Annotated in this window: 25 protein-coding genes; 12 read left to right on the top strand and 13 right to left on the bottom strand. The window is 45.0% G+C overall.

Annotation, left to right across the window (positions count from 1 at the left end; all coding sequences use genetic code 11):
• Nucleotides 1–6 precede the first annotated feature (6 nt).
• The 4 genes from FHS17_RS18215 to FHS17_RS18200 form a co-directional block, all read right to left on the bottom strand.
• Nucleotides 7–705, bottom strand: a complete 699-nt coding sequence (locus FHS17_RS18215; protein WP_167279847.1) for a PIG-L family deacetylase — start codon at nt 703–705, stop codon at nt 7–9.
• Nucleotides 702–1,013, bottom strand: a complete 312-nt coding sequence (locus tag FHS17_RS18210; RefSeq protein ID WP_167279846.1) for a DUF1806 family protein — start codon at nt 1,011–1,013, stop codon at nt 702–704. The genes FHS17_RS18215 and FHS17_RS18210 overlap by 4 nt, the downstream gene beginning before the upstream one ends.
• Nucleotides 1,013–1,237 (bottom strand): cysteine-rich CWC family protein, encoded by a 225-nt coding sequence (locus FHS17_RS18205; RefSeq protein WP_208420446.1) that lies wholly within the window; start codon nt 1,235–1,237, stop codon nt 1,013–1,015. The genes FHS17_RS18210 and FHS17_RS18205 overlap by 1 nt, the downstream gene beginning before the upstream one ends.
• Before the next feature lie 125 nt (nt 1,238–1,362).
• Nucleotides 1,363–2,217, bottom strand: a complete 855-nt coding sequence (locus FHS17_RS18200; protein ID WP_167279845.1) for an alpha/beta fold hydrolase — start codon at nt 2,215–2,217, stop codon at nt 1,363–1,365.
• Between the two features lie 208 nt (nt 2,218–2,425).
• Here FHS17_RS18200 and FHS17_RS18195 point away from each other — a divergent pair, with 208 nt between their 5' ends.
• From FHS17_RS18195 to rsbW (FHS17_RS18170), 6 genes are all read left to right on the top strand, one after another.
• Nucleotides 2,426–2,662: a DUF1328 domain-containing protein gene (locus tag FHS17_RS18195; RefSeq protein WP_462931746.1), complete on the top strand. Its 237-nt coding sequence runs from the start codon at nt 2,426–2,428 to the stop codon at nt 2,660–2,662.
• Between the two features lie 43 nt (nt 2,663–2,705).
• Complete coding sequence (locus FHS17_RS18190; protein WP_167279843.1) at nt 2,706–3,107, top strand: YflT domain-containing protein; 402 nt, start codon at nt 2,706–2,708, stop codon at nt 3,105–3,107.
• Between the two features lie 110 nt (nt 3,108–3,217).
• Entirely contained in the window at nt 3,218–4,354 is a 1,137-nt protein-coding gene (locus FHS17_RS18185; RefSeq protein ID WP_167279842.1) for a PP2C family protein-serine/threonine phosphatase, read from the top strand.
• Nucleotides 4,355–4,435: 81 nt separating this feature from the next.
• Nucleotides 4,436–4,984: a hypothetical protein gene (locus tag FHS17_RS18180; RefSeq protein ID WP_167279841.1), complete on the top strand. Its 549-nt coding sequence runs from the start codon at nt 4,436–4,438 to the stop codon at nt 4,982–4,984.
• A gap of 27 nt (nt 4,985–5,011) precedes the next feature.
• The gene (locus FHS17_RS18175; RefSeq protein WP_167279840.1) at nt 5,012–5,344 is read left to right on the top strand and encodes an STAS domain-containing protein; all 333 of its coding nucleotides are present in this window, start codon (nt 5,012–5,014) and stop codon (nt 5,342–5,344) included.
• On the top strand, nt 5,341–5,769 hold the full coding sequence (rsbW, locus tag FHS17_RS18170; RefSeq protein WP_167279839.1) for an anti-sigma B factor RsbW: 429 nt from the start codon (nt 5,341–5,343) through the stop codon (nt 5,767–5,769). The genes FHS17_RS18175 and rsbW (FHS17_RS18170) overlap by 4 nt, the downstream gene beginning before the upstream one ends.
• A 164-nt stretch (nt 5,770–5,933) precedes the next feature.
• Here the strand turns inward: rsbW (FHS17_RS18170) and FHS17_RS18165 are convergent, their stop codons facing one another.
• Together FHS17_RS18165 and FHS17_RS18160 are read right to left on the bottom strand one after the other, a co-directional pair.
• Nucleotides 5,934–6,800: a CheR family methyltransferase gene (locus tag FHS17_RS18165; protein ID WP_167279838.1), complete on the bottom strand. Its 867-nt coding sequence runs from the start codon at nt 6,798–6,800 to the stop codon at nt 5,934–5,936.
• A complete protein-coding gene (locus FHS17_RS18160) occupies nt 6,800–9,469 on the bottom strand; it encodes a CHASE3 domain-containing protein (protein ID WP_167279837.1) in 2,670 nt (889 codons plus the stop codon). Before FHS17_RS18160 ends, FHS17_RS18165 begins: the two co-directional genes overlap by 1 nt.
• A gap of 119 nt (nt 9,470–9,588) precedes the next feature.
• Between FHS17_RS18160 and FHS17_RS18155 the strand changes: the two genes are divergently transcribed.
• From FHS17_RS18155 to FHS17_RS18145, 3 genes are read left to right on the top strand one after another with little or no spacing between them, the layout of a single operon-like run.
• Entirely contained in the window at nt 9,589–10,041 is a 453-nt protein-coding gene (locus tag FHS17_RS18155; RefSeq protein WP_167279836.1) for a DUF948 domain-containing protein, read from the top strand.
• A 37-nt stretch (nt 10,042–10,078) separates the two neighbouring features.
• A complete protein-coding gene (gene rsbW / locus FHS17_RS18150) occupies nt 10,079–10,519 on the top strand; it encodes an anti-sigma B factor RsbW (RefSeq protein WP_167280070.1) in 441 nt (146 codons plus the stop codon).
• Nucleotides 10,516–11,292 (top strand): sigma-70 family RNA polymerase sigma factor, encoded by a 777-nt coding sequence (locus tag FHS17_RS18145; protein WP_167279835.1) that lies wholly within the window; start codon nt 10,516–10,518, stop codon nt 11,290–11,292. The genes rsbW (FHS17_RS18150) and FHS17_RS18145 overlap by 4 nt, the downstream gene beginning before the upstream one ends.
• 270 nt (nt 11,293–11,562) lie before the next feature.
• Here FHS17_RS18145 and FHS17_RS18140 read toward each other — a convergent pair whose 3' ends face one another.
• Nucleotides 11,563–11,886: a YtxH domain-containing protein gene (locus tag FHS17_RS18140; protein ID WP_167279834.1), complete on the bottom strand. Its 324-nt coding sequence runs from the start codon at nt 11,884–11,886 to the stop codon at nt 11,563–11,565.
• 279 nt (nt 11,887–12,165) lie between these two features.
• Between FHS17_RS18140 and FHS17_RS18135 the strand changes: the two genes are divergently transcribed.
• Both FHS17_RS18135 and FHS17_RS18130 read left to right on the top strand, forming a co-directional pair.
• A complete protein-coding gene (locus FHS17_RS18135; protein WP_167279833.1) occupies nt 12,166–13,053 on the top strand; it encodes an ATP-binding cassette domain-containing protein in 888 nt (295 codons plus the stop codon).
• Nucleotides 13,050–13,838, top strand: coding sequence for an ABC transporter permease (locus tag FHS17_RS18130; RefSeq protein ID WP_167279832.1), 789 nt, complete (start codon nt 13,050–13,052; stop codon nt 13,836–13,838). The genes FHS17_RS18135 and FHS17_RS18130 overlap by 4 nt, the downstream gene beginning before the upstream one ends.
• A gap of 77 nt (nt 13,839–13,915) precedes the next feature.
• On the opposite strand, the gene FHS17_RS31250 is transcribed toward FHS17_RS18130, so the two are convergent.
• The 6 genes from FHS17_RS31250 to FHS17_RS18095 form a co-directional block, all read right to left on the bottom strand.
• Nucleotides 13,916–15,474 (bottom strand): IS3 family transposase gene (locus FHS17_RS31250; protein ID WP_415639872.1). Its coding sequence is split into 2 segments (ribosomal slippage): nt 13,916–14,808 and nt 14,808–15,474, totalling 1,560 coding nucleotides; the frame shifts between segments, so codons are not numbered across the junction.
• A gap of 92 nt (nt 15,475–15,566) precedes the next feature.
• A complete protein-coding gene (locus tag FHS17_RS18115) occupies nt 15,567–16,346 on the bottom strand; it encodes a TetR/AcrR family transcriptional regulator (protein ID WP_167279830.1) in 780 nt (259 codons plus the stop codon).
• Nucleotides 16,347–16,448: 102 nt separating this feature from the next.
• Nucleotides 16,449–17,075, bottom strand: a complete 627-nt coding sequence (locus tag FHS17_RS18110; RefSeq protein WP_167279829.1) for a hypothetical protein — start codon at nt 17,073–17,075, stop codon at nt 16,449–16,451.
• Nucleotides 17,076–17,174: 99 nt separating this feature from the next.
• Nucleotides 17,175–17,801, bottom strand: a complete 627-nt coding sequence (locus tag FHS17_RS18105) for a hypothetical protein (RefSeq protein ID WP_167279828.1) — start codon at nt 17,799–17,801, stop codon at nt 17,175–17,177.
• A 68-nt stretch (nt 17,802–17,869) separates the two neighbouring features.
• Nucleotides 17,870–18,325 carry a DinB family protein gene (locus FHS17_RS18100; protein WP_167279827.1) on the bottom strand — a complete coding sequence of 152 codons (456 nt, stop codon included), beginning with the start codon at nt 18,323–18,325 and terminating at the stop codon, nt 17,870–17,872.
• Nucleotides 18,326–18,395: 70 nt separating this feature from the next.
• Nucleotides 18,396–19,676 carry an acetylornithine deacetylase gene (locus tag FHS17_RS18095; protein ID WP_167279826.1) on the bottom strand — a complete coding sequence of 427 codons (1,281 nt, stop codon included), beginning with the start codon at nt 19,674–19,676 and terminating at the stop codon, nt 18,396–18,398.
• Between the two features lie 197 nt (nt 19,677–19,873).
• Here FHS17_RS18095 and FHS17_RS18090 point away from each other — a divergent pair, with 197 nt between their 5' ends.
• The gene (locus FHS17_RS18090; protein ID WP_167279825.1) at nt 19,874–20,806 is read left to right on the top strand and encodes a phosphate ABC transporter substrate-binding protein; all 933 of its coding nucleotides are present in this window, start codon (nt 19,874–19,876) and stop codon (nt 20,804–20,806) included.
• Nucleotides 20,807–20,827 lie beyond the last annotated feature (21 nt).

Here is a 20,827-nt window from a genome sequence, read left to right as displayed (position 1 = left end):
GAGGCGCTAGAACAGATCATCGTGGTCGCGTTTTAGCGCTTCTTCATTTCCTTTTATAAAATATTCATAGTTCCCTAAACGCCTCATCGCCTGCTGATCTGACAGCCACACCCACTCATCAATCTCCGTCTGACAGCGATGTGCTCGGAACGCTGCAAGCTTCGCTTTCTTCTGCCCGCTGACGTTGATTTTGGCAATGTCCTTTTTGAAGTATCCATACACTTCAGGGTATTCCATTGCATCTCCGAATGAAATGAAGTACAAAGCTTTCTCAAGCTCCGTACGATCCAAAGCTTCGATCGTCGCTTTGCCGATCGCACAATGATCGGGATGCCCGCCCCACTGTTCATGGAAGGTCAGAATAACATCAGGATCTACTTCTCTAATCAAGCCTGCAATACGATCAGCTAATTGATCAGGATCGGCAAATTCAACGGTTTTATCACGGATATTGAAGAAATGAAGATGTTGAATGCCGAGGCGCTCGCAGGCTTCGCGCAGCTCCAGCTCACGTGCCGCCGCCATCGTCTCACGGTTTAAATAGGGCGGATTGCCCATTCTCCGTCCCATCTCACCCCTTGTTGCGCTGACAAGCGTGATCTCAACTCCAGCACTTGCATACTTAGCCAAGGTACCCCCACAAATAAAAGACTCATCATCGGGATGAGCAAATACAGCAAGAAGCTTTCTTGTTTCTGAGCTCATTCGGCAAACGGCTCCTTTCCGATATGTAAAGCGACATTCATCCGCCCTCTGTCATCGTACCCGGCAAGTAATAGACGGCTTTCTTCGTCAAGCTCATAATGCGTGAGTGCTTCCATACGCAGCCAGCCAATTTGATCAAATCGGAAAGCCACCCGGTACGGACCGTCTCCTGCTACAAAGGCCTGCGACAGCTTCACCTTGAAATTGCGTACAAATACATAAGAGGTTGCCTCGCTATGGACGTAAATGTCTTCGCCAATGAAAACCCGAAGCAGCTCTTCTACTTCTGATTGAATAATCGGTCTCATCACTTGTTTCCCCCGGACTCTTCTATCGATTCGTGCTTCAACTTATAAAGACAGGCTTGGCATACACATGCCTTACCTGCTAGTTCAGGCGGTATCCGTTCAAAGACCGCCTGTGGAAAGGTTTCCTTGCTGCACCAGCATGCTCCCGCCGGTAGTCGAGCCAGATTACCACAATTATTCTCTTCCTTGCAGATTGGACAACGGGCTTCACTTATTTCGGTCATCTCTTCACCTACTTTTCTTGCTATACGCTTTAATCATACTGCTTGAACCCTATAATTGCATCCTCTTAAAAAAATAATGCCCGAATGGATTTACTCCACTCGGGCATTATTAGCTCATTACTATTTTACAATACCCTTACCGGCTCCTTTTCACCAAGGGTTCTTAAGTAGTTGGCAATGACCCTGGCCAGCTGCTCAGGTGCTTCCACAAGACTCATATGAGCGACGCCTTCAAATGTATTTTCCTGAATATGCGGGTAATCATAAGTCGACTTTGGCATCTGCCTCTCATTGACAGAGAATGTATCATCTGGTGAGATCACTTCATCATCCGCACCAGCTACTAGTAGAACCGGGAAAGTTGCTTCATGCAGCATCGCACTTCGGTCCGGCCGCATCATCATGCCTTCCAGCGTATGAATAGCTCCTTTGGCAGACATCCTTAAACCTGCCTCCTTAACCCGCTCAACTTCATCCGGCATATCCTCACGCTTCGACTCCTTAAACAGCTTTGGAATCAGATCGTGCACATACGGCTCGATTCCATCCTTCATAATGAAGGAAATATCCTGATACCTTTTCCGCTTCATTTCTTCCGTATCCGGGAGAGCAGTAGAATGAATAAGACCAAAACCGGACAGCTTGTCTGGATATTTATCCGCAAATGCCAATGTGACATAGCCGCCAAGGGAATGGCCAAACACAACTGTTTTATCTATTCCCAGCTTTTCTACTAATCCATTTATATCATCTGCCATCGCTTCCATTGTATATATATTGTCTGGTACCGATGTCTCGCCATGACCCCGCAGCTGCGGCATGATTATACGATAATGGTCAGTCAATAGTGGACAAACATTATGCCAGTAATGGGAGGAGCCGCAAAAACCGTGAATCAGAATAATCGTTTTTTCATTTTCTTGACCACATTCTTCATATACCATATCGATGCCGTTAACATGTACTTTATGCTTCTCCATCGATCCCACATCCTTTTCGATTTGGAATTGCTATCATGTTATTACTTAACCAGCCATCGAACCGATGAAACACAATTTATCAGATAATTCTGAACATATTTGATAACTTTTTAGCTTATCCCTTTTATTACTTATTATATTAATGAAGAAAAATTTCTTTTCCTAGTAAATTAGACTTTTTGCATATAAAACTGTTTCATCTCCGTGCATGCTGGTTAAGTATCTATCAAGCAAGACAAGCAAACAAATAAACAAGCCAACTGAAAGAAAGGTGATTCCGATGTTAGGATGGGCTTTAGTATTTTTTATCTTCGCAATCTTAGCCGGTATATTTGGATTTCTTGGTATCGCATCAGCGCTTGCCGGCATAGCGAAAATTCTATTCGTAGTCTTCATTGTTCTCTTCATTGCATCTCTTATTTTTGGAGGACGAAGACGAGCATAACCACATTACAAACTATTAATTAAAAATCGAGGAGGAATTACAAATGACAACTCAAACCATGACGACAAGAGTACACACGGTTAAAAACATGCTGGAAGTACAGGAACAGGTTCATCGTTTCCAACGTGACGGCTACGAGAGAGAGAACATCTTTGTACTAACTCACGATAAAGACCGTACAGCACGCATTGCTAACAGAACTGATGCCGAGCAAATCGGGGTCTCCGCCGAAGGAGTCGGAACAGCTATTGCTAACATCTTCCGTTCCACAGGCGATGAGCTTCGCGCTAAGATGAGATCGCTTGGGATTTCGAAACAATATGCCGAACATCTGGAAGAACAGATGGACAGGGATAAAATCCTGGTCATCGCCTGGGGCGGCAAGGAATATAAAGATGATGAATTTGACTCCTCCGTCTATTACTACCCAGAATATCGGATTTAAATAGCAATCATCCTATTCCATAGCACCTAACAAACGAAGACCTATCCGTACGGGTAGGTCTTTGATCTATGGTATAGTAAAAGAAGCTGCTGACGAAAGGAGCGCTTAGGATGAGTATCATCATTGTTGACGATAACACGACCAATCAGTTAATTGTGCAAACTATACTAAATAAAGCCGGCTACCGAAACTTACTGACGGCGTCTTCTGCTGTCGAGCTGTACGATATGCTTGGTATTGGCGACTCAGCACCGTCTTCGGATACAGATGTTGAGTTAATTCTAATGGATCTGATGATGCCTGATATTGACGGCATCGAAGCATGCAAAACGGTGCTGCAGGACCAACGTTATAAAGATATTCCAGTCATCTTTGTAACAGCCGTTGGCGATTCCAACAAAATGGCTGAAGCGCTTGACGCCGGAGCCAGTGACTATGTAATGAAGCCGATCAACCGTATGGAGCTTCTTGCCCGTATCCGTTCTGCCTTGAGACTAAAGCAAGAAATCGATCGTCATAAAGAACGGGACGAGAACATGCGTTACAATTTGGAACTAGCCAAGCAAGTACAGCTTAGTGTGCTTAGCACAGCCATTGATGACGAGAACATTCGAATCAATGCGGCTTACCAGCCCTCCTCCGAGCTTGCCGGCGATTTTTATAACTGGTATCGGATTGATAAGCATCGTTACGGCATCATTTTACTCGATATGATGGGTCATGGCATTTCATCTTCCCTTGTTTGCATGTACATTTCTTCCGTGCTGCGTGATACGATTACTCGTATTTCCGATATGGAGCAGGTGATGCATGAGCTTAACCGCTATATGAATCAATTACATATGCAAGATGAATTAATGAACTACTATTTTACTGCCATTTACTTGGTGCTTGATGTAGAGGAAAAAACGATCGAGTACGTAAATGCCGGCCACCCGCCAGGTATTGCTTTCCTCGATGGTAAGCCCGCCTTACTCGAACCATGCTGCAGTGCTATCGGCTTATTTAATAAGCTGAAAGTCAGCAAAGGCAAGCTTTATTATGAGCAAGATGCTGCAATCACTCTGTATACGGACGGGTTAACGGATGGTATGGCGAATGGCCAGGAAATATCCAGCCTTACGTTAATTGACCTCATGAGAAACGAACAACAGCTGGAACCAAGTGATCTAGTAGCCTCCATTCTTCCAACTAACAACTGCATTCAGAAGGACGATATCTGTCTTGTCACCCTTCACACCAAATAAAATTTCTCCTTCCTTGTTTCAATCATTGCCTTAATGGGTAATCAATAACATGGCCAATGATAAAGGTTGGAGGGATAGCGCATGAAGAATACATTTGTTCTTTGTTATCTTGTAGGAGGGATCCTCCTTGGCGTAGTACCACTTGCATATACATCTCAGCCTCATCACGTACAAGAACTGCAAACCGATTCAACAGAGACTGGATTAACCACCGTCTCGCATGCTGACTATGACTTATCAGAATCAGCGATCAAGCTGGAATCCGTAAACGGACTATCACTTTATGATGATAAAACAACAGTACAGCGTTTGCTCGGCGATCCTGTACAGGTTTCCAAAGATACGCTGTTTACGGAATTTGAGACTTATGAATATCCAAATATGAACATCGTCTTCTCCGATGGCATCATGGAGGAAATTAAGGTGAGCGGCAGCGCAAACACCATTTGGATTGATGACCAAGAAATCCCGGTTTCGATTGAAGCGTTAATTAAGACGCTTGGCGAGCCTGATTATAAGGCAGATGATGGGATTGTCTATCAACGACAGGAGAACGTGCTGAAGCTGTTCATTGACTATGATACAGGAACGCTCGATTCCATCGCTTATTACCACATATCTTCTGTATAACCTAAAATTATGATCGGAGTGAATCTAATGAAGCAGCAGCATTTTCAGATCGAACAAACAGAAACAAACGACAGCTATATTTTATCCCTTAGCGGTGAACTTGACCTATCGGTCGTAACTCAGTTAAGAGCCGCTTTGGAGCCTGTTATGGAGCGTACAGATCGCGCTTTGGTGCTGAATCTTAGAGACTTAAAATATATCGACAGTACAGGAATAGGTATTATTGTATCCGTACTGAAATACCGTGACGGGATTAACGCCTCTTTATCCGTGCAGGAAATCCCGCCTACCATTCAACGATTATTTGATCTAACTGGCATTTCCGGATATTTAACGGAAGGGACAGAACAACAAACATGATAAGATTACAAATCCCTTCCCATGCCGACTATATCGAGATCGTCAGAGTATGTCTTTATGGTATTGCATCTAAGCTGTCCTTCTCCTATGAGGACATTGAGGATATGAAAGTAGCCGTCTCAGAAGCTTGTACCAATGCGGTGCTTCATGGCCGCACTCAGGATGATGGAGGCAGCTTAATTGATGTTTGCTTTCAACCCTCTGAGGCTGGTATGACCGTCATTGTGAAAAATGAAGGAGAACCATTCGAGCATTCCGAAAGCATAGCTGATGAGAATACTCCACCTCTTCAAGGTATCGAGATTAGCGAACTTCCTGTTGGCGGGCTGGGCATCTATTTAATGGAGGCTCTTATGGATGAAGTAACGGTTCAATCCACGGACAGCGGAACGGAAGTCATCATGACCAAATATATCAGTCAATAACAAAAGGCCGGCGAATACTCGCTGGCCTTTTGCTTTTTTCATTAACAACTCTATATGCAAGCATTTTCCAGAATAAAACACAAAACATTAAATGGCAATCATTCATTAGAATAGCAAAATCCTGCCTTACTGTCATCGACAATAGGCAGGACCTTGTATTTTTACTATCTTTCTAAAGCTTTTTTCTTAAAAAGACGTTCGCCGTCCGCTAGCTCCTCATAATGCTGCTTCCAAGGAGCAATGAGGTATTCCATGCTGCCCAAAGCCAGAATGCCGTCTGCCGATAAACTGTCATGGAACAACTTATGGACACGATTTTGCAGCTCAGGGTCAAAGTAGATCATCACATTACGGCATAAGATCACATGAAATTCGTTAAAGGTACTGTCCGTAGCCAAATTATGCTGCGCGAATATCATTTGATCCGCCAAAGAGCTATTGAAGATCGCATAATCACTGTCCGTCGAATAATAACCTGAAAATTCCTTTGAACCGCCGGCATGCAAATAATTTTTCGTAAAAGCCTGCATCCGCTTCAGAGGAAATTTCCCTGACTTCGCCTGATCAATAGCCCACTCACTCATATCAGTTGCGTATATTCTGGCTTTATCCAAGAGGTCTTCCTCATGTAGTAAGATCGCCATGGAATAAACCTCTTCGCCTGTCGAACAGCCAGCATGCCATATTCGAATCTCCGGCAGCTTCCTAAGCATTGGAACAGCCTTTTCGCGAAAAGCATGGAAGAAGCTTGGATCACGGAACATCTCCGTTACCTTAATGGAGAAGTCATTCACCAGCTTATTCACATAATCAGGCTCATGAAGCACCTTCCCAAGCAACTCGGTTACTGTAGCAACACCATCCATACACATCCTGTTTCGGATACGACGGCGAATCGAGGAGCGTAAATAATGGCGAAAATCTTGGCCATACGCACGATATAACCCTTCAATTAACAACTCTATCTCAATACTTTCCCATTCACTGACCGGAAGTTCATCCGTCGACATATCCAATGCATCATGATCCATTAATTCCCCACCTGCTTCGTCAACCATACCCGCATCAATGAGAACAGCTGGTCCATCTGTAACGGCTTGCTTATATAGTCGGAAGCCCCTGCTTCCAGGCATTTATCACGGTCAGCCTTCATCGCTTTCGCAGTTAGTGCAATAATCGGCAGCGATTGCAGCTGCGAATCCTTACGCATCTCTCTCATCGTCTCATAGCCGTCCATAAGCGGCATCATAATATCCATCAGTACAAGGTCAAAATCACTTTCACTGCGTAAAATCTCCAGACATCGCTTGCCGTTTCCAGCCACGGTCACTTGCATGTTCTTGCTCTCAAGCGCATGCACAAGAGCGAACACATTACGAGCATCATCTTCTACCAGCAGCACTTTTTTACCGGCAAACTCGGAAGTTCTGGCATTCTCCGTAATCTGCTGTATCATTTCTTGTTCAAGAACTTCAGATTCAGCAGCCATCAGCTCCGCGGCCGCAGCTGCTTCTTGCTGTGCAAGAAGAATAGAATCAAGCTTCTCTTGACTAAGCTGCGGCAAATATACCGTGAAGCAGCTTCCTTTATCTATTGTACTGTTCAGCTCAATCGAGCCGCCTAGCAGCTTCACAAATTCACTGCAGATGGATAAACCTAGCCCTGTTCCGCCATATAGCCGATTTGTATTGCCGTCAACCTGTTGGAAGGCCTCAAAGATCAGCTTTTGCTTATCCTTCGGTATGCCAATTCCTGTATCGGTTACCGATATGGCCAGCATGTCTTGACTAGTATGCTCAAACCGCAATTGAACGGAGCCTTTATCCGTAAACTTGAAAGCATTGGACAACAGATTTTTTAGAATCTGCTGCAATCTCTGCCCATCCGTATACCAAACATTCGGCAGATTCGCATCCATCTCTATAACAAACGCAATATCCTTTTTCTCCGCTATTGGGTTAAACGTCAGCTTCATGAGTTCTGGGATCTCGGTCAGATTAACCTCGTCTACGGTAAGAATCACTTTCCCAGCTTCTATCTTCGACAGATCGAGAATATCGTCAATCAGCTTCAATAGATCCGTACCGGACGTATGAATAACTTTTGCAAAACCTGCTTCGTCCTCATTTAAAGTTTGGTTCTCATTCTCAGCGAGCAGTTGAGACAAAATTAGAATGCTGTTAAGCGGCGTGCGAAGCTCATGAGACATATTCGCAAGAAAATTCGTTTTGTATTGCGAGCTTTTCTGCAATTGTTCGGAATAATCCTCCAGCTCTTCTTTAGCTTTCTCCAGTTCCTTTGTTTTCTGCTCAGCGATCAAATACTGCTCCTCGAGATGTTCGGTAGTCATCCGCATTTCCTCTTGCTGCATTTGGAGTTCTTCCGTCAGCACCTGCGATTCACTAAGCAGCCGCTCTACTTCCATTCGGCCTGCTACATTGTTGACGGCAATCCCGAAATCTTTTTCAATCTCCTCCAACAGCTTCAAATGCAATGAAGTGAATGATTCTAAGGAAGCAAACTCGATGACTGCTTCTAACCGGTCTTCATATTCAATCGGCACCATGAGGACACTGCGTGGCTCGAAATCTACAAGCCCTGTGGTAATAAGAGGTGCTTGCTCCTTCGGCTGATTAATAAGGAACACTCGTTTTTCCAGCGCACATTGACCAACCAGCCCTTCTCCAAACCGAATAGAGACTTTACCAGTCTCCTCTCCGGAGCCCGCATAAGAGGCTAATTTCTCCAGTCGCTGCTGATCCCCCGTCCCTCTGCGAATATAAAATACCCCATATGTGGCATTCACCATCGGAGCTACCTTCGTAAGGAAGGATTGTGCCAACAATTCAATATTGTTTATACCTTGCGTCATAGTAGCCATTTCTGCCACATTGGATTGAATCCAGCTTTGTGCCTCAAGGCTTGCTAATAACTGATTAGTTGCATCACCAAGCTCTTTGATTTCATCTTTGGTATTCACATGAATTCTTGTTGCAAGACTACCGCCGGATGAAGCAATTTCCGTAATCGTGCTGACAACCTGTTTAATTGTCTTCACAATAGAGCGTGAAACAAAAGAAACGATCATAAACGAAATAATTGATGCAATCAGCAGCAAAACGTAAATGCCGATGGTGAGTAATCTGTTCTTATTTTCCAAATCAATAATGTGCAGCTTCGTGGATTGCACCTCTTGATTACCGATAGCGTCAAACTTCGTACGCAGGTCATCCATCTGCTGTTTGCCGACATCATTTTGGAAAAAGGCAATAATATCATCTTCCATACCTTGCTTTTTCATCGCAATCGTAGGCTCTCCTGCCTTGATGATCCAATCCTGAATCGTGACCTTAATTTCTTCAAGCTCCTTCTTCGTGCTGGGATTATCAGAAATATAGGCATATAAACTGTTGTAATTAGCTTCCCACTGGGATACCCCTTTATTGTAAGGTGCTAGATAACTCTCATCTCCAGTCAGCAGAAAACCGCGCTGGGCAGTCTCCATACTGATTGCATCATATTGAATGGAAGCAATCAAATTATGAATTTCGACATCCCGGGTCGTAATTGTCTCCACTTCGTTTTGCAGTGCTTCAATACGGTCCGTAACCGTCACAATTGAAACTCCTAGGCAGATGAGAATTAGGAAATACCCGATTACAATCTTGCTTCGGATATTAAATTTAAACGCTCGAAGCATATCAATTCTCCTTCTCTTCTTTTCTCTTCTATTAAGTATACCATTATCTCTTCACTCAGACTGCTGTTTCAATGCTATAAATTCAGGGTATTTATGAAACAAAAGAGGATGTGAATTCCATGGATCTCTACATTCAGATCAGTATTATTGTCATTACCGTTGCTATTGTCGTTCTCATGTACTTCCTCATTCAGACGATGAAAGTACTAAAAGCCGCCTTGGAAGAAGTTCGATTAACCGTTGGTGAATTAAGAAGCGATGTCTCGCAAATTTCAGTTGATGTTAAAGAAATGATTCATAACACGAATGAAATGACACTTGATGTTCGCACAAAACTAAGATCGCTGGATGTCCTGTTCGCAACCGTCAATGACGTCGGACAAGCTGTGCATAGCTTCACACACGTCATGAAGGAATCCGCTGCCAGCTTGGTTACAACCATAAAAGGCAAGGAGCAGCATGAGGTATACGATTCCGAATCCGTCCATTCGCACAAAACCAAAAAGATCAGCGCAGTAACAGACGGTATTATGTCTTCCATAAGAATTTGGCGAAAGCTCAAGAATAATTAAGTTATAATAGGATTAGCAGAGAGGAAAGAGGATAATGATGAAACCATGGGTAAGCTTAACCATTCCCGCAAAAGCCGAATATATCGATGTCGTAAGGCTGACCTTATCAGGGTTAGCTGCCAAAGAAGGCTTTTCCTACGAGGCAATTGAAGATATGAAAGTAGCCGTTACAGAAGCATGCAGCAACGTTGTGCTTCATGCTTACAACGGCAACGATTTCGGCATTATGGAAATCGTATTTGAAATGGAGCAGGACTTCCTTCAAATCCGGGTGAAAGATTCTGGCAACAGCTTTCTGTTTGAACCAACCCTTATTGCCAATGCTTCCCTGCATCACAAACCATTAAGCGATGCAAATGTGGGAGGACTCGGCCTATTTCTGATGCAGGCTTTGATGGACAATGTGGAGGTCCGCTCAGAGATGGGTACAGAGGTGCGTCTCACCAAGCGACTTGGTAGGAAAGAGGAGATGGCATGAAATCACATTCATCCTTCCTAAATCAAGAGCAAGCAGCAGAGCTGCTTCAGCGATATAAAGAAATGAGCTGCAATGATGCCGCAACGGCATTGTTGCAGCATTATGAACCACTTGTTCGTATGGCCGTATCCAAAATATCACGGAACCGCCCTGATTTATATGAAGATCTATTCCAGGTTGGTCAAATGTCGATGCTGCGGTTATTTAAGCAATTTGACAGCGACAAAGGTATACCTTTCGAAGGTTATGCCATGAAAAGCGTCATCGGTCAGCTTAAAAACTATTTGCGCGACAAATCTTGGTATATACAAGTACCTCGTAACATGAAAGAAAAAGGCTTGCTCGTTCAGAAGACCATTGATGAACTAACAACTAAGCTTGAGCGTTCACCTAAGATGGATGAAATTGCGGAGCATCTGGGATTAACGATAGAGGAAACGATCGAAGTGTTATCTTCAAGGGAATCATATCAGTATGTTTCCCTTGATACTCCTCTCTCGAGTGAAGCTGACAGTGCCACCATTGGAGATGTCATCAGCGATCAAACGGATGAATACCGCCATGTCGATAATCGAATGGCTTTGAATGAAGCCTTGGAACAGCTGAAGGAGGAGGAGCGCAAGGTGCTTCTCCTCGTATACCAGCATGGACAATCCCAGCGTGAAATTGCAGATCAGCTTGGAGTATCACAAATGAGCGTTTCCCGATTCCAAAAGAGAGCCCTCGATAAGCTAAGGCAGCTGTTTCAACCGCCGCAAAGCGAAGGAGGCTGATCTAACGCCTGTCTCAATAATGAGACAGGTGTTTTTCTTTTTCTATAATACACACACAGACAAAGGGGTATCCCATAAGTCATGAAAATGACGATGGGTTTTTATTGAGTTCAACAACAAACTACGCATTAAAATGTTCTTCCAATCGCCATTGCTCGGGGATTCCTTGAATCAACGAGGTAATCCGCTACATTCCAAACACCCTTTTTTCATTTTTCAACACACAGAAAAAAGCTGTCCCGCAGGACAGCTCTTTCTTATGATAACAATCTAATTGGTGGAAGATCTGAGCTTATCTTTCATATCATCTTTTGCAGAGCTTAAAGCATCCATCACATGCTCATTGGATTTTCTCGCGTGATTAGCCAAATCCGAGGTTTCTTCCTTCACACCGGATAATACATCCTTCGTTTTATCGCGGGCTGTGGAAGCAAGATCCTGTGTCCTTTGGCTGAAGGCTTGGAATTTATTCGAGATATCCTCCCTCAGCTTCTCACCTGATTTTGGAGCAAGCAGCAGTGCCCCAACCGCACCTACAGCAGTCCCGACAATTGTACCTACAAGCATTCCGTTACCTGAGTTTTCCTTTGGCATAGATATCTCTCCTTTATTCAGCAGTTATATTCGAAACCATTTTCGATCTCGTATTATCTATTACACCAATCCGGTTATTCTGAAACGCATCATTTATAAAAAGCAGGATATTATCTATCGCTTCAATTATTCGAGCAAGCCCATCATACATTAAATTAACCATGTCCCATAAAAATTGTATGCAGATATGTAAAAAAAGTCGTTGCGTCTATTATTGTTTATGTCATATACTGTTTATATAATAATCAGTGTACACCATACACAGAAATGAGGAATCTTGTGAATCAAATGGCGATTGAAGTATCCAATTTGCGAAAGAACTTTGGCAAGCAGATTGTGCTTAATGGTATCAACCTTTCGGTACCAGCCGGAACCGTCTTTGCCCTGCTTGGTCCAAACGGTGCTGGAAAAACAACCCTTATTCATATTTTATCTACCTTAATTACGCCGGATGAAGGAAAGGTCCGTGTAGGCGGGTACGATGTCCTAACGCAGCAGGATCAGGTGAAACAAACCATTAGCCTTACTGGTCAATTCGCCGCCGTCGACGAAGTCTTATCTGCGGAAGAGAATTTAATCATGATCGGCAGGCTTTCTGGCCTAACAACTGCAGAGTCCCGGCAGCGTACGGTTGAGCTTCTCAAGGCATTTGATCTTGTGGACGCAGCTAAGAAAAAGGTAAAAACCTATTCCGGAGGTATGCGGCGAAGACTCGATCTTGCGATAAGCCTTGTTGTCAGCCGCCCTGTTATTTTCCTGGATGAACCGACTACTGGACTCGATACCATTAGCCGGCGCGCCTTATGGGAGATTATTAAGCAGCTTGCCAAGAATGGCATGACAGTCTTCCTTACTACACAATATTTAGAAGAAGCGGATCAGCTTGCAGACAGAATTGGAGTTATTAACGGTGGGCGGATCGTTGCGGTCGGAAGCTCGGAAGAGCTGAAGTCACATGTCGGTGGTGAAGTTATTGAATTGCTGAATGCCGATGATGAGGTCATTCATACCATCCCGACGAGCGGCAGCATTGAGGATATCAGCCGTACCTTAAATGAACTGGTCCGCTCGGTGCCAGTTGGAACGCGTGTCAATATTCGCAGACCAAGTATGGACGATGTATTTGTTGCCTTTACTTCTAATGCAAAGGAGACTATGCACGCATGATCACAACTAACAAGCCGGTTAAGCCGGCATCACTTGCTGTTACGAACCTTGTTTTTATTGGCCGAAGCATCCGTCACAGCCTGCGTAATACAGAGGCGCTGCTTATGGCCATCATGCTTCCTGTTATGCTTATGCTGCTCTTTACTTATGTATTTGGAGGAGCTATCGATTCAAGCGGTGACTATGTCAATTACGTCGTTCCCGGCATTATTTTATTATGCGCAGGATTTGGTTCTTCAAGTACAGCCGTAGATGTATCTAATGATATGACCAACGGTATTATCGACCGATTTCGGACAATGCCCATTGCAAGTCTTAGTGTTGTAACCGGCCACGTTGTTGCAAGTCTTATCCGTAATTTATTCGCCACAGGAGTTGTCTTAGGTGTTGCTTTGCTGGTCGGTTTCCGGCCAACAGGAAGCCTGGTGGACTGGATCCTTGCCATTGCTGTTATTACGTTGTTCATTCTTACCTTCACTTGGCTCTTCGCGGCTATCGGATTAGTTGCCGGCAGTCCCTCCGCAGCAAGTGGATATGGCTTTGCCCTCTTGTTCCTCCCCTATTTATCCAGTGCCTTCGTTCCGACGGACACGATGCCTACATGGCTGCGAGGCGTTGCGAACCATCAGCCGATAACACCTGTCATCGAAACAATTCGGGGGCTGCTAACAGGTACGCCACTTGATAATAGTCCATGGTGGGCTGTCGGCTGGTGCCTGCTCATTCTAGCCGTAGCCTTCATATGGAGTATATCCTCCTTCCGAAAAAAAGCCGGCCGCCGGTAATTCCGTTAAAAAAAGACAGCTGCTCGTTGAAATGAACTGCACCCCGTCAAGTAGACACTACAAATAAATAAAACCAACTAGGCGGCCTTAGCCCTGAATTCCACGGGACTGAGGCCGTTTAATTTTGCTTGTAAACGCTCATGGTTGTAGAAGTGGATATAGGATTCAATGTCCTTTTTGAGTTCTTCAAACGTGCTGTATGTATTCAAGTAATACATCTCGCATTTCAAGGTTCCCCAGAAGGCTTCCATTGGTCCATTATCAATACACCGTCCCACTCGTGACATGCTCTGGGTCATTTTTGCTTTATCCAGTTTCCTCTTAAACTTCTTTGAAGTGTATTGGAATCCCCGATCGCTATGTAGCATGGGCTTAGCGCCGGGCGCAGCCTTCAGCGCTCTGTCCAGCGTCTTGAATACAAGATTGTTATTGTTTGAATGCCCCAGCACACTGGAAATAATGGTGTTGCCATGAAGGTCCAGGATGGCGCTGAGATATGCTTTCTGACCACTTCCATACTTGAATTCCGTAACGTCTGTCAGCCACTTCTCATTAGGCAAATCAGCATGGAACTTGCGATTCAGCAGATTCCCGGCGATGTGCTGGGGAGTGGAACGCTTGTATGACTTCTTCTTCCTGCGGATCACAGACTGAATCCCCGCGAGCCGCATGAGCCGCAGGATCCGTTTGTGGTTAATGGGCTTGTCCGTGTCTCTTCTAAGCTTCACGGTGTGTCTTCGGTAGCCGTAGATCCCTCGCACTTGCGCGTGGAGCTCGAGCATTTCTTGTATCAGCCGCTCGTTTTCTTGCTCCTGTGTGCTAGGCTTGTGGTTTACCCACTTGTAGTAGCCGGACCGCTCGATGCCAGCAATCTCACAGAGCAGTTTCAAGCTAAACTGCTGCTCGTTATGTACGTATTTTATGGCCAGATATATATGGCTTTGCCGGTGACGACTCAGCCTCGCCCTCCTCTCAATTCCCTCAACTTTTTTAGGAACGCAATCTCCGCCTTGAGCCGTTCGTTTTCGTACTCCAGCTTCTTTAGCTCCAGCTTGTGGCGCTCAGTCTCTGTTAGTTCCTCAGGAGCCTTGTTCCGCCCACGACCGTCCTGAAGCGCATCCTGCCCGCCATTTTCGTACTTCTTGACCCATTGGTACACCTGGTTGTAGGAAACTTTAAATTGTGTTGCTGTTTTTCCGTAGTCGCGCTCATTTGCAATACAGTAAAGAACGATTTCGTTTCTTTCCTGCCATGTGGTAGACCGACCCTTTGTCATAGCTATTGCTCCTTTGTTAACCGATTTGAAGCTGCTATGACTATTATACTTGTTGACCCATGTTTGAAGTTGAGTTCGGCTTGCTATTTTGTATTTGTCGATGAGTTCATTTTGCGAGTACTTGCCTGACAGATAGTCCTGCACTGCTTGAAGCTTTAATTCTGGCGTATACTTGCGATTTTGAGACCGTATTTCCAATCCTTCCATCCCATACAACTCATACCGATGTCGCCATCTTACCAGTGTACTTACATTAATGTTGTATTTTCGGGCAATCTCCTCCCAAGTACCTTCACCTATTTGAAGCTCACTCAAAATCCCCAATTTATCCGTCGCATTATATTGATTTATTTTTGCCAAAAGAAAAACTCCCCTTCAAGAAGACGGTTTATTTTTTAAACCTGTCTACTTAAAGGGGAGCATATCAGAAATCAATCGAGCAGCTGTCTTTTTTATTTCTGTGCTTTGGACGCAAGATAATACTCAATCCCATCCATAATCCGCTCAAGTCCAAAATCAAAATCATCACCAATCGGATTATCCGCTGGATTCTCCTCCGTATAGACACCTGATGCTACAATCGGTTGTAAATCTGGATAATCCTCAGCTTTAACAAGCAGCTTGAGCGCCTTGCTATAATTTTGACCGCTGAATGCCCCCGGGGTGGCCCCCCCTTTAATCGCCCGTACCATATCCCTTTGCACCATACCGACTGACCGCGCGTAGCTGCTGATCAGCAGGACCATTGACATTTTCTCATAGTCATTTAGCGGGAAACCCCGCATCGGACGTAGTGCCAAATCCACATATAGCAGGTTATTAGGAGTTACGGGTACACCTGCAATCGGAACCTCTCCATACCATGGATGCTCGACGAAAACTTTAATACATCCACGTACATACTGACGGATGCCTTCACGCCAATCCGTTATGTCTCCATTCATTTGCACAGCGGATTTGCAGACGGCCTCCTGCATCAGCAGCAATAGATCATCTTTACTTTCAACATATCGATAAAGAGACATTGCCGTAAAGCCTAAAGAAGCAGCAACCTTGCTCATGGATACTGCAGCAAGACCTTCGTTATCCGCGATAGCGACTGCCTTCTCAACGATTTGGTCAATCGTCAATTCCCGCTTTGGTCCTCTTTGTGGTTCTTTCACGAGGCCCCATGCTAACGCCACTCCGCGAGGCAGGCTTTTTAAAACCTCAATCTCATCTTCATTTTGCATCCTAACTTACCTCCATGCCCGACCTCGAATATAATTGTTTACTATGTATACAGTATAACACAATCAAATAAAAAAACGGCCTCATCACGAGGCCGTTTTTCTTTAATCCATACCATGCTCTGTCCGAATTTTGTACAAACCTTTCAGGAGCAATTCTGCCGGATCACGATTGATCAGCAGATGCGTATACAACAGATGAAGAGAGAAAGCGCAAACATTATTGCCATCAGAAATAGCTGGGAAGCCCGTTTCAAACACTGGACCTTTCAACTCTTCATTCCAGGCAAGTCCTGCATGAACCTTCTCCTCAGGGAATTCCTCTTCAACAGCCTTAATGCAGTGCGGGATTAATACCTTATCAATTAATGCTTTGGCATCGTCTTCGCTTGCAGGAGGTTGTGGAAGCGGTTTGCCCCCTTCGACTTTCATTAATTCATAGAAAAATGAAGCCATCCATTCTGTTGCTTCTTCGTTGCCTGCCTGGAAATTCGCAATTAACTCACGAAGGAAGAAACCGCATACGTAGTCGCTGCCCGATTCATCCTTCACTTTGTAAACAAATACGGGACCATAAAGCTCTTGATTTAATACTTGGCCTTGGACGTCTTCAAAATGCTGTCTCAAAGCGACAAAACCGTTATGCTGGACCGCATTGACCAGCTCAGCGAATTGCTTCGCTTCTTCTTCTTGACTGCCTTTAATTTCTTCGTTTGTCGTCTCGTTATTCATTCGCTTCACCCGTATTCATCATATCATTCCACTAATTAATCAGTCTAGTCCATTTCCAACAAAAGAAAGCCGCCTCAAGGGACGGCTTTACTACCATAATTAGTTAACACCATGCTTCTGACGAAGCTTGGTTAGTGCAATTAGAAGGGTATCGGAAGGATCGCGGTTCAATTGCATCATCTTGTAAAGGTAGTGAATCGGGAAGACGCATTTCTCCGAAGGAATGTCCACAAAACCGAGCTCCAGAACTGGCGTATGGTTATCATCTAGTCCTCTTTTTCCCGTTATCCTGAGAGGAGCAAACTCCTCGCTGACCGCACCAAGGCAATGTGGGAACAGAACATGATCAATAAATTCCTCTTCCTTCTGTTCGCTCTCATGTGGTGCAGGCAGTTCCTTGCCGCCCTTCGTCGTCTTCATCAGCTCATAGAAGAAGGATGCCATCCATTCCCCTGCATCCTGGCCGCCATCCTGGAATTGCTCAGCCAGCTCGCGAAGGAAGAAGCCGCAGTCATACGACTGCTTGAAATCATTTGTCACGCGGTAAATGAAGATTTGACCGAATTTCTCATCGTTTACAATAAGACCTTCCACATTCGGGAAAAACGGTCTTAAAGTTGCGAGACCCTTCTGAAAGATCGTCTTCATCAGGGAGTCCCATACTTCCGTATTATCATTATTATCCGTATTATCATTATTATCCGTATTCGTCATTTCATTATTCATCGTGTAATCACCCTCAAGCATCATATCATTCGGCGCTTTGCACCGTCCAGTGCTATACTTTAACAGTCCTATCCACGGCTTACGAAGAAGGGAAGCTTCTCGATGCCTGCCAGACGCAAATAAGTAAACAGTTGACCTTTATGATGAATCTCATGATCTTTTGCATTTTGGAGCAAAGCAAAGCCCGGAACCGGATTGCCAAAGAAGTCAATCGATTGCGCAAGCTGCTCTGGAGTAAGCGAACGAAGAATCGCTTCTGTTTGTTCTGTAGCTGCAGCTACACCAGCTCTCAGTTCCTCTGCATTTGCAAACGTCTGCTTGCTGCCTGGCGTGTAAACGCCATGTTGTACAGTTTTTGCGAACATCTCCATCGCACCGGTAATATGTAGGACAAGCTCCGCGACCGTCATGCCTTTTTCCCAAGGCTTAAAGGACAATTGCTCTGTTGTTACCTCTGCCAGCATGTCATGCAATACGTTGCGATGGCTCTTCCAGCCCGCAATAAACTCATTGATGTTAGTCATCTTATGATCTCTCCTCTGGTTCATTATTATCACTATTCATTATAATGGCTGAAACTTTCAATTTCATCTTTTATGCCTTTTCCCGGTTGCACCAATCCGCGATAAAAGCAATCATAACCTTCGTATAATCTACAAGCTCCCTTATATCCAAGCTTTCGTCAACAGCATGAGCCTTACCCAGTTCCCCGGGGCCGTAAATGACCGTTGGAATCCCTGCCCTTCCGATCCAGCCAGCGTCCGTAACGGTTGGAGTCATCCCGACTTCGGCTTCACGCTTCAGTACCTTCTCATGATTCGTTAACAATGCCTTAACCCCATCATCATCCTGATCAAGCTTTAATGAAGGAAAAATTTCTCCCCGCTCCTCGATCATCGACCTGCCGCCCCAACGGAACTCAGGCGGATTATGTCGAAGCCACGGATCACCTTGCGCTACACGCAGCAAATGCTCCTCGATCTCTGCAGCTACAGATTCATAATCTTCATCCGGGTAAAAATGAACCGTTATCCATAACGAGCACCGGTCCGCAATAAAGGCCGCATGGCGTCCCCCTTCAATAACTGCGGGGTTAATGGTATTGGACCCCGGAAGGAAGCCTGGATACGACTTCGTTACCGCCCAATGCCGTTCGAGCTCCTGAAGCCCGGTAATCAGCTTCGCCATCTTCTCAATCGCACTTGCCCCATGCAGTCCGCCTCCTGCATGAATCATGCGGGAACGCATTGCGTCATGATGGGTTACCGGACTTTGCACCGTCACCCAGCCGGTAATAACCCCTCCTTGGCCCTGAACGGCCATATGACTTGTATCCGCCACAATCGCGAAATCCGCCGTACAGCCCCGCTCCATACAAGCTCTTGTCCCTGCCTCTCCGGCCTCTTCTCCGATAACGGATTGGAAAAGCAAATCCCCTTTCAGCTCAATTTCTGCTTCTAATAGAAGCTTGACTGCAAACAGCATGGCAGCGAGGCCGCCCTTCATATCCGCTGTCCCGCGGCCATAAGCTCGTCCATCAAGAACGGATAAGCGAAACGGATCAACCGACCATTCCGAGCTGTCGCCTACTTCTGCAACATCCATATGTCCGTTCAGCAGCAGACTCCGGTAAGCCCCATTGTTAGTTCCTTTACGAACAGCCGTCACATTGGGATCACCCGGATATACCTCCCACAGTTCAGTCTCAAAGCCAAGACTGCTTAGCTGCTCCTCCATAAACTGCTGCGCCTGCATCGTATTGCGCGCTGGCGGGCTTACAGTCGGAAATGCGACCAGATCGGCCAGCAAAGCAAGCAATTCATCCTGCCGTTCCTCCACTTGATCCCATACATGCTTCAACTGGAATTCCTTCATCTATTAGATCCCTCATTTCAATAGGAACTTTCATTCCTACTATAGAGGATTTGATCCCCATGGAGCAATTTTTACAACGCTCAAAAAAATTTACATTGCGTTAACATGATTCGGGTTTTCTGTTTACGTAGCTCTACTACAATGACTCTTGTAAGGAAAAAACAAATATGAAAGTTTGGAAGGGGAACCTACTCAAAATGAAAAAGTCTCTGATCGTCACTATGGCACTAACATTGTCGCTCTCGCTCGCAGCATGCGGCAATAACACAAATAACGGTGCTAATAACGGAAACGCAGCTGCTACGAACAATGCTTCAACAAATAACACTGCATCCGCTGATCTGTCCGGTTCGATTCTGGCATCTGGCTCTACAGCGCTTCAACCACTTGTTGACCAAGTATCGAAAGAATTCATGGACAAAAACAGCGGTGTATCGATTCAAGTACAAGGCGGCGGCAGTGGTACTGGCTTGACGCAAGTATCCGAAGGCCAAGCACAAATCGGTAACTCCGACGTATTTGCTGAAGAGAAGCTTGACGCTGCAAAAGCAGCTGAACTGGTTGACCATCAAGTAGCTGTTGTAGCAATGGCTGCTGTTACAAATAAAGACGTAGGCGTAGACAACCTGACGAAACAACAACTGGTTGATATCTTCACTGGTAAAATTACGAACTGGAAAGATGTTGGCGGCAAAGACGAGAAAATCCAAATCGTTAACCGTCCATCGAGCTCCGGTACTCGCGCAACATTCGAGAAATTCGCACTTGGTACGAAAACAGAAGATCTTGCAGGTTCGATCCAAGAGGATGCTTCCGGTACAGTTAAGAAACTCGTAAGCGAAACTCCTGGCGCAATCGGTTACCTGGCTCTGTCCTACCTGGATGATTCGGTAACATCCCTGAAATACGAAGGCGTTGACGCTAATGAAGATAACGTAGCAAAAGGCACTTATCCGGTATGGGCTTACGAGCACATGTATACAAAAGGCGAGCCTGATGCAGCTACTAAAGCATTCCTCGACTACATGGTTTCTGAAGAAGTTCAGAACGGTGACGTTGTAGAATTGGGCTACATCCCAGCAAGCAAAATGGAAGTTAAACGTGATGCTGCAGGTGCTGTAACGAAATAACGGATCAGATATAAATAAAGG

The organism is Paenibacillus lupini, from assembly GCF_011761355.1.
GTDB lineage: Bacteria > Bacillota > Bacilli > Paenibacillales > Paenibacillaceae > Pristimantibacillus > Pristimantibacillus lupini.
This window is presented reverse-complemented; position numbering and strand designations above follow the sequence as displayed.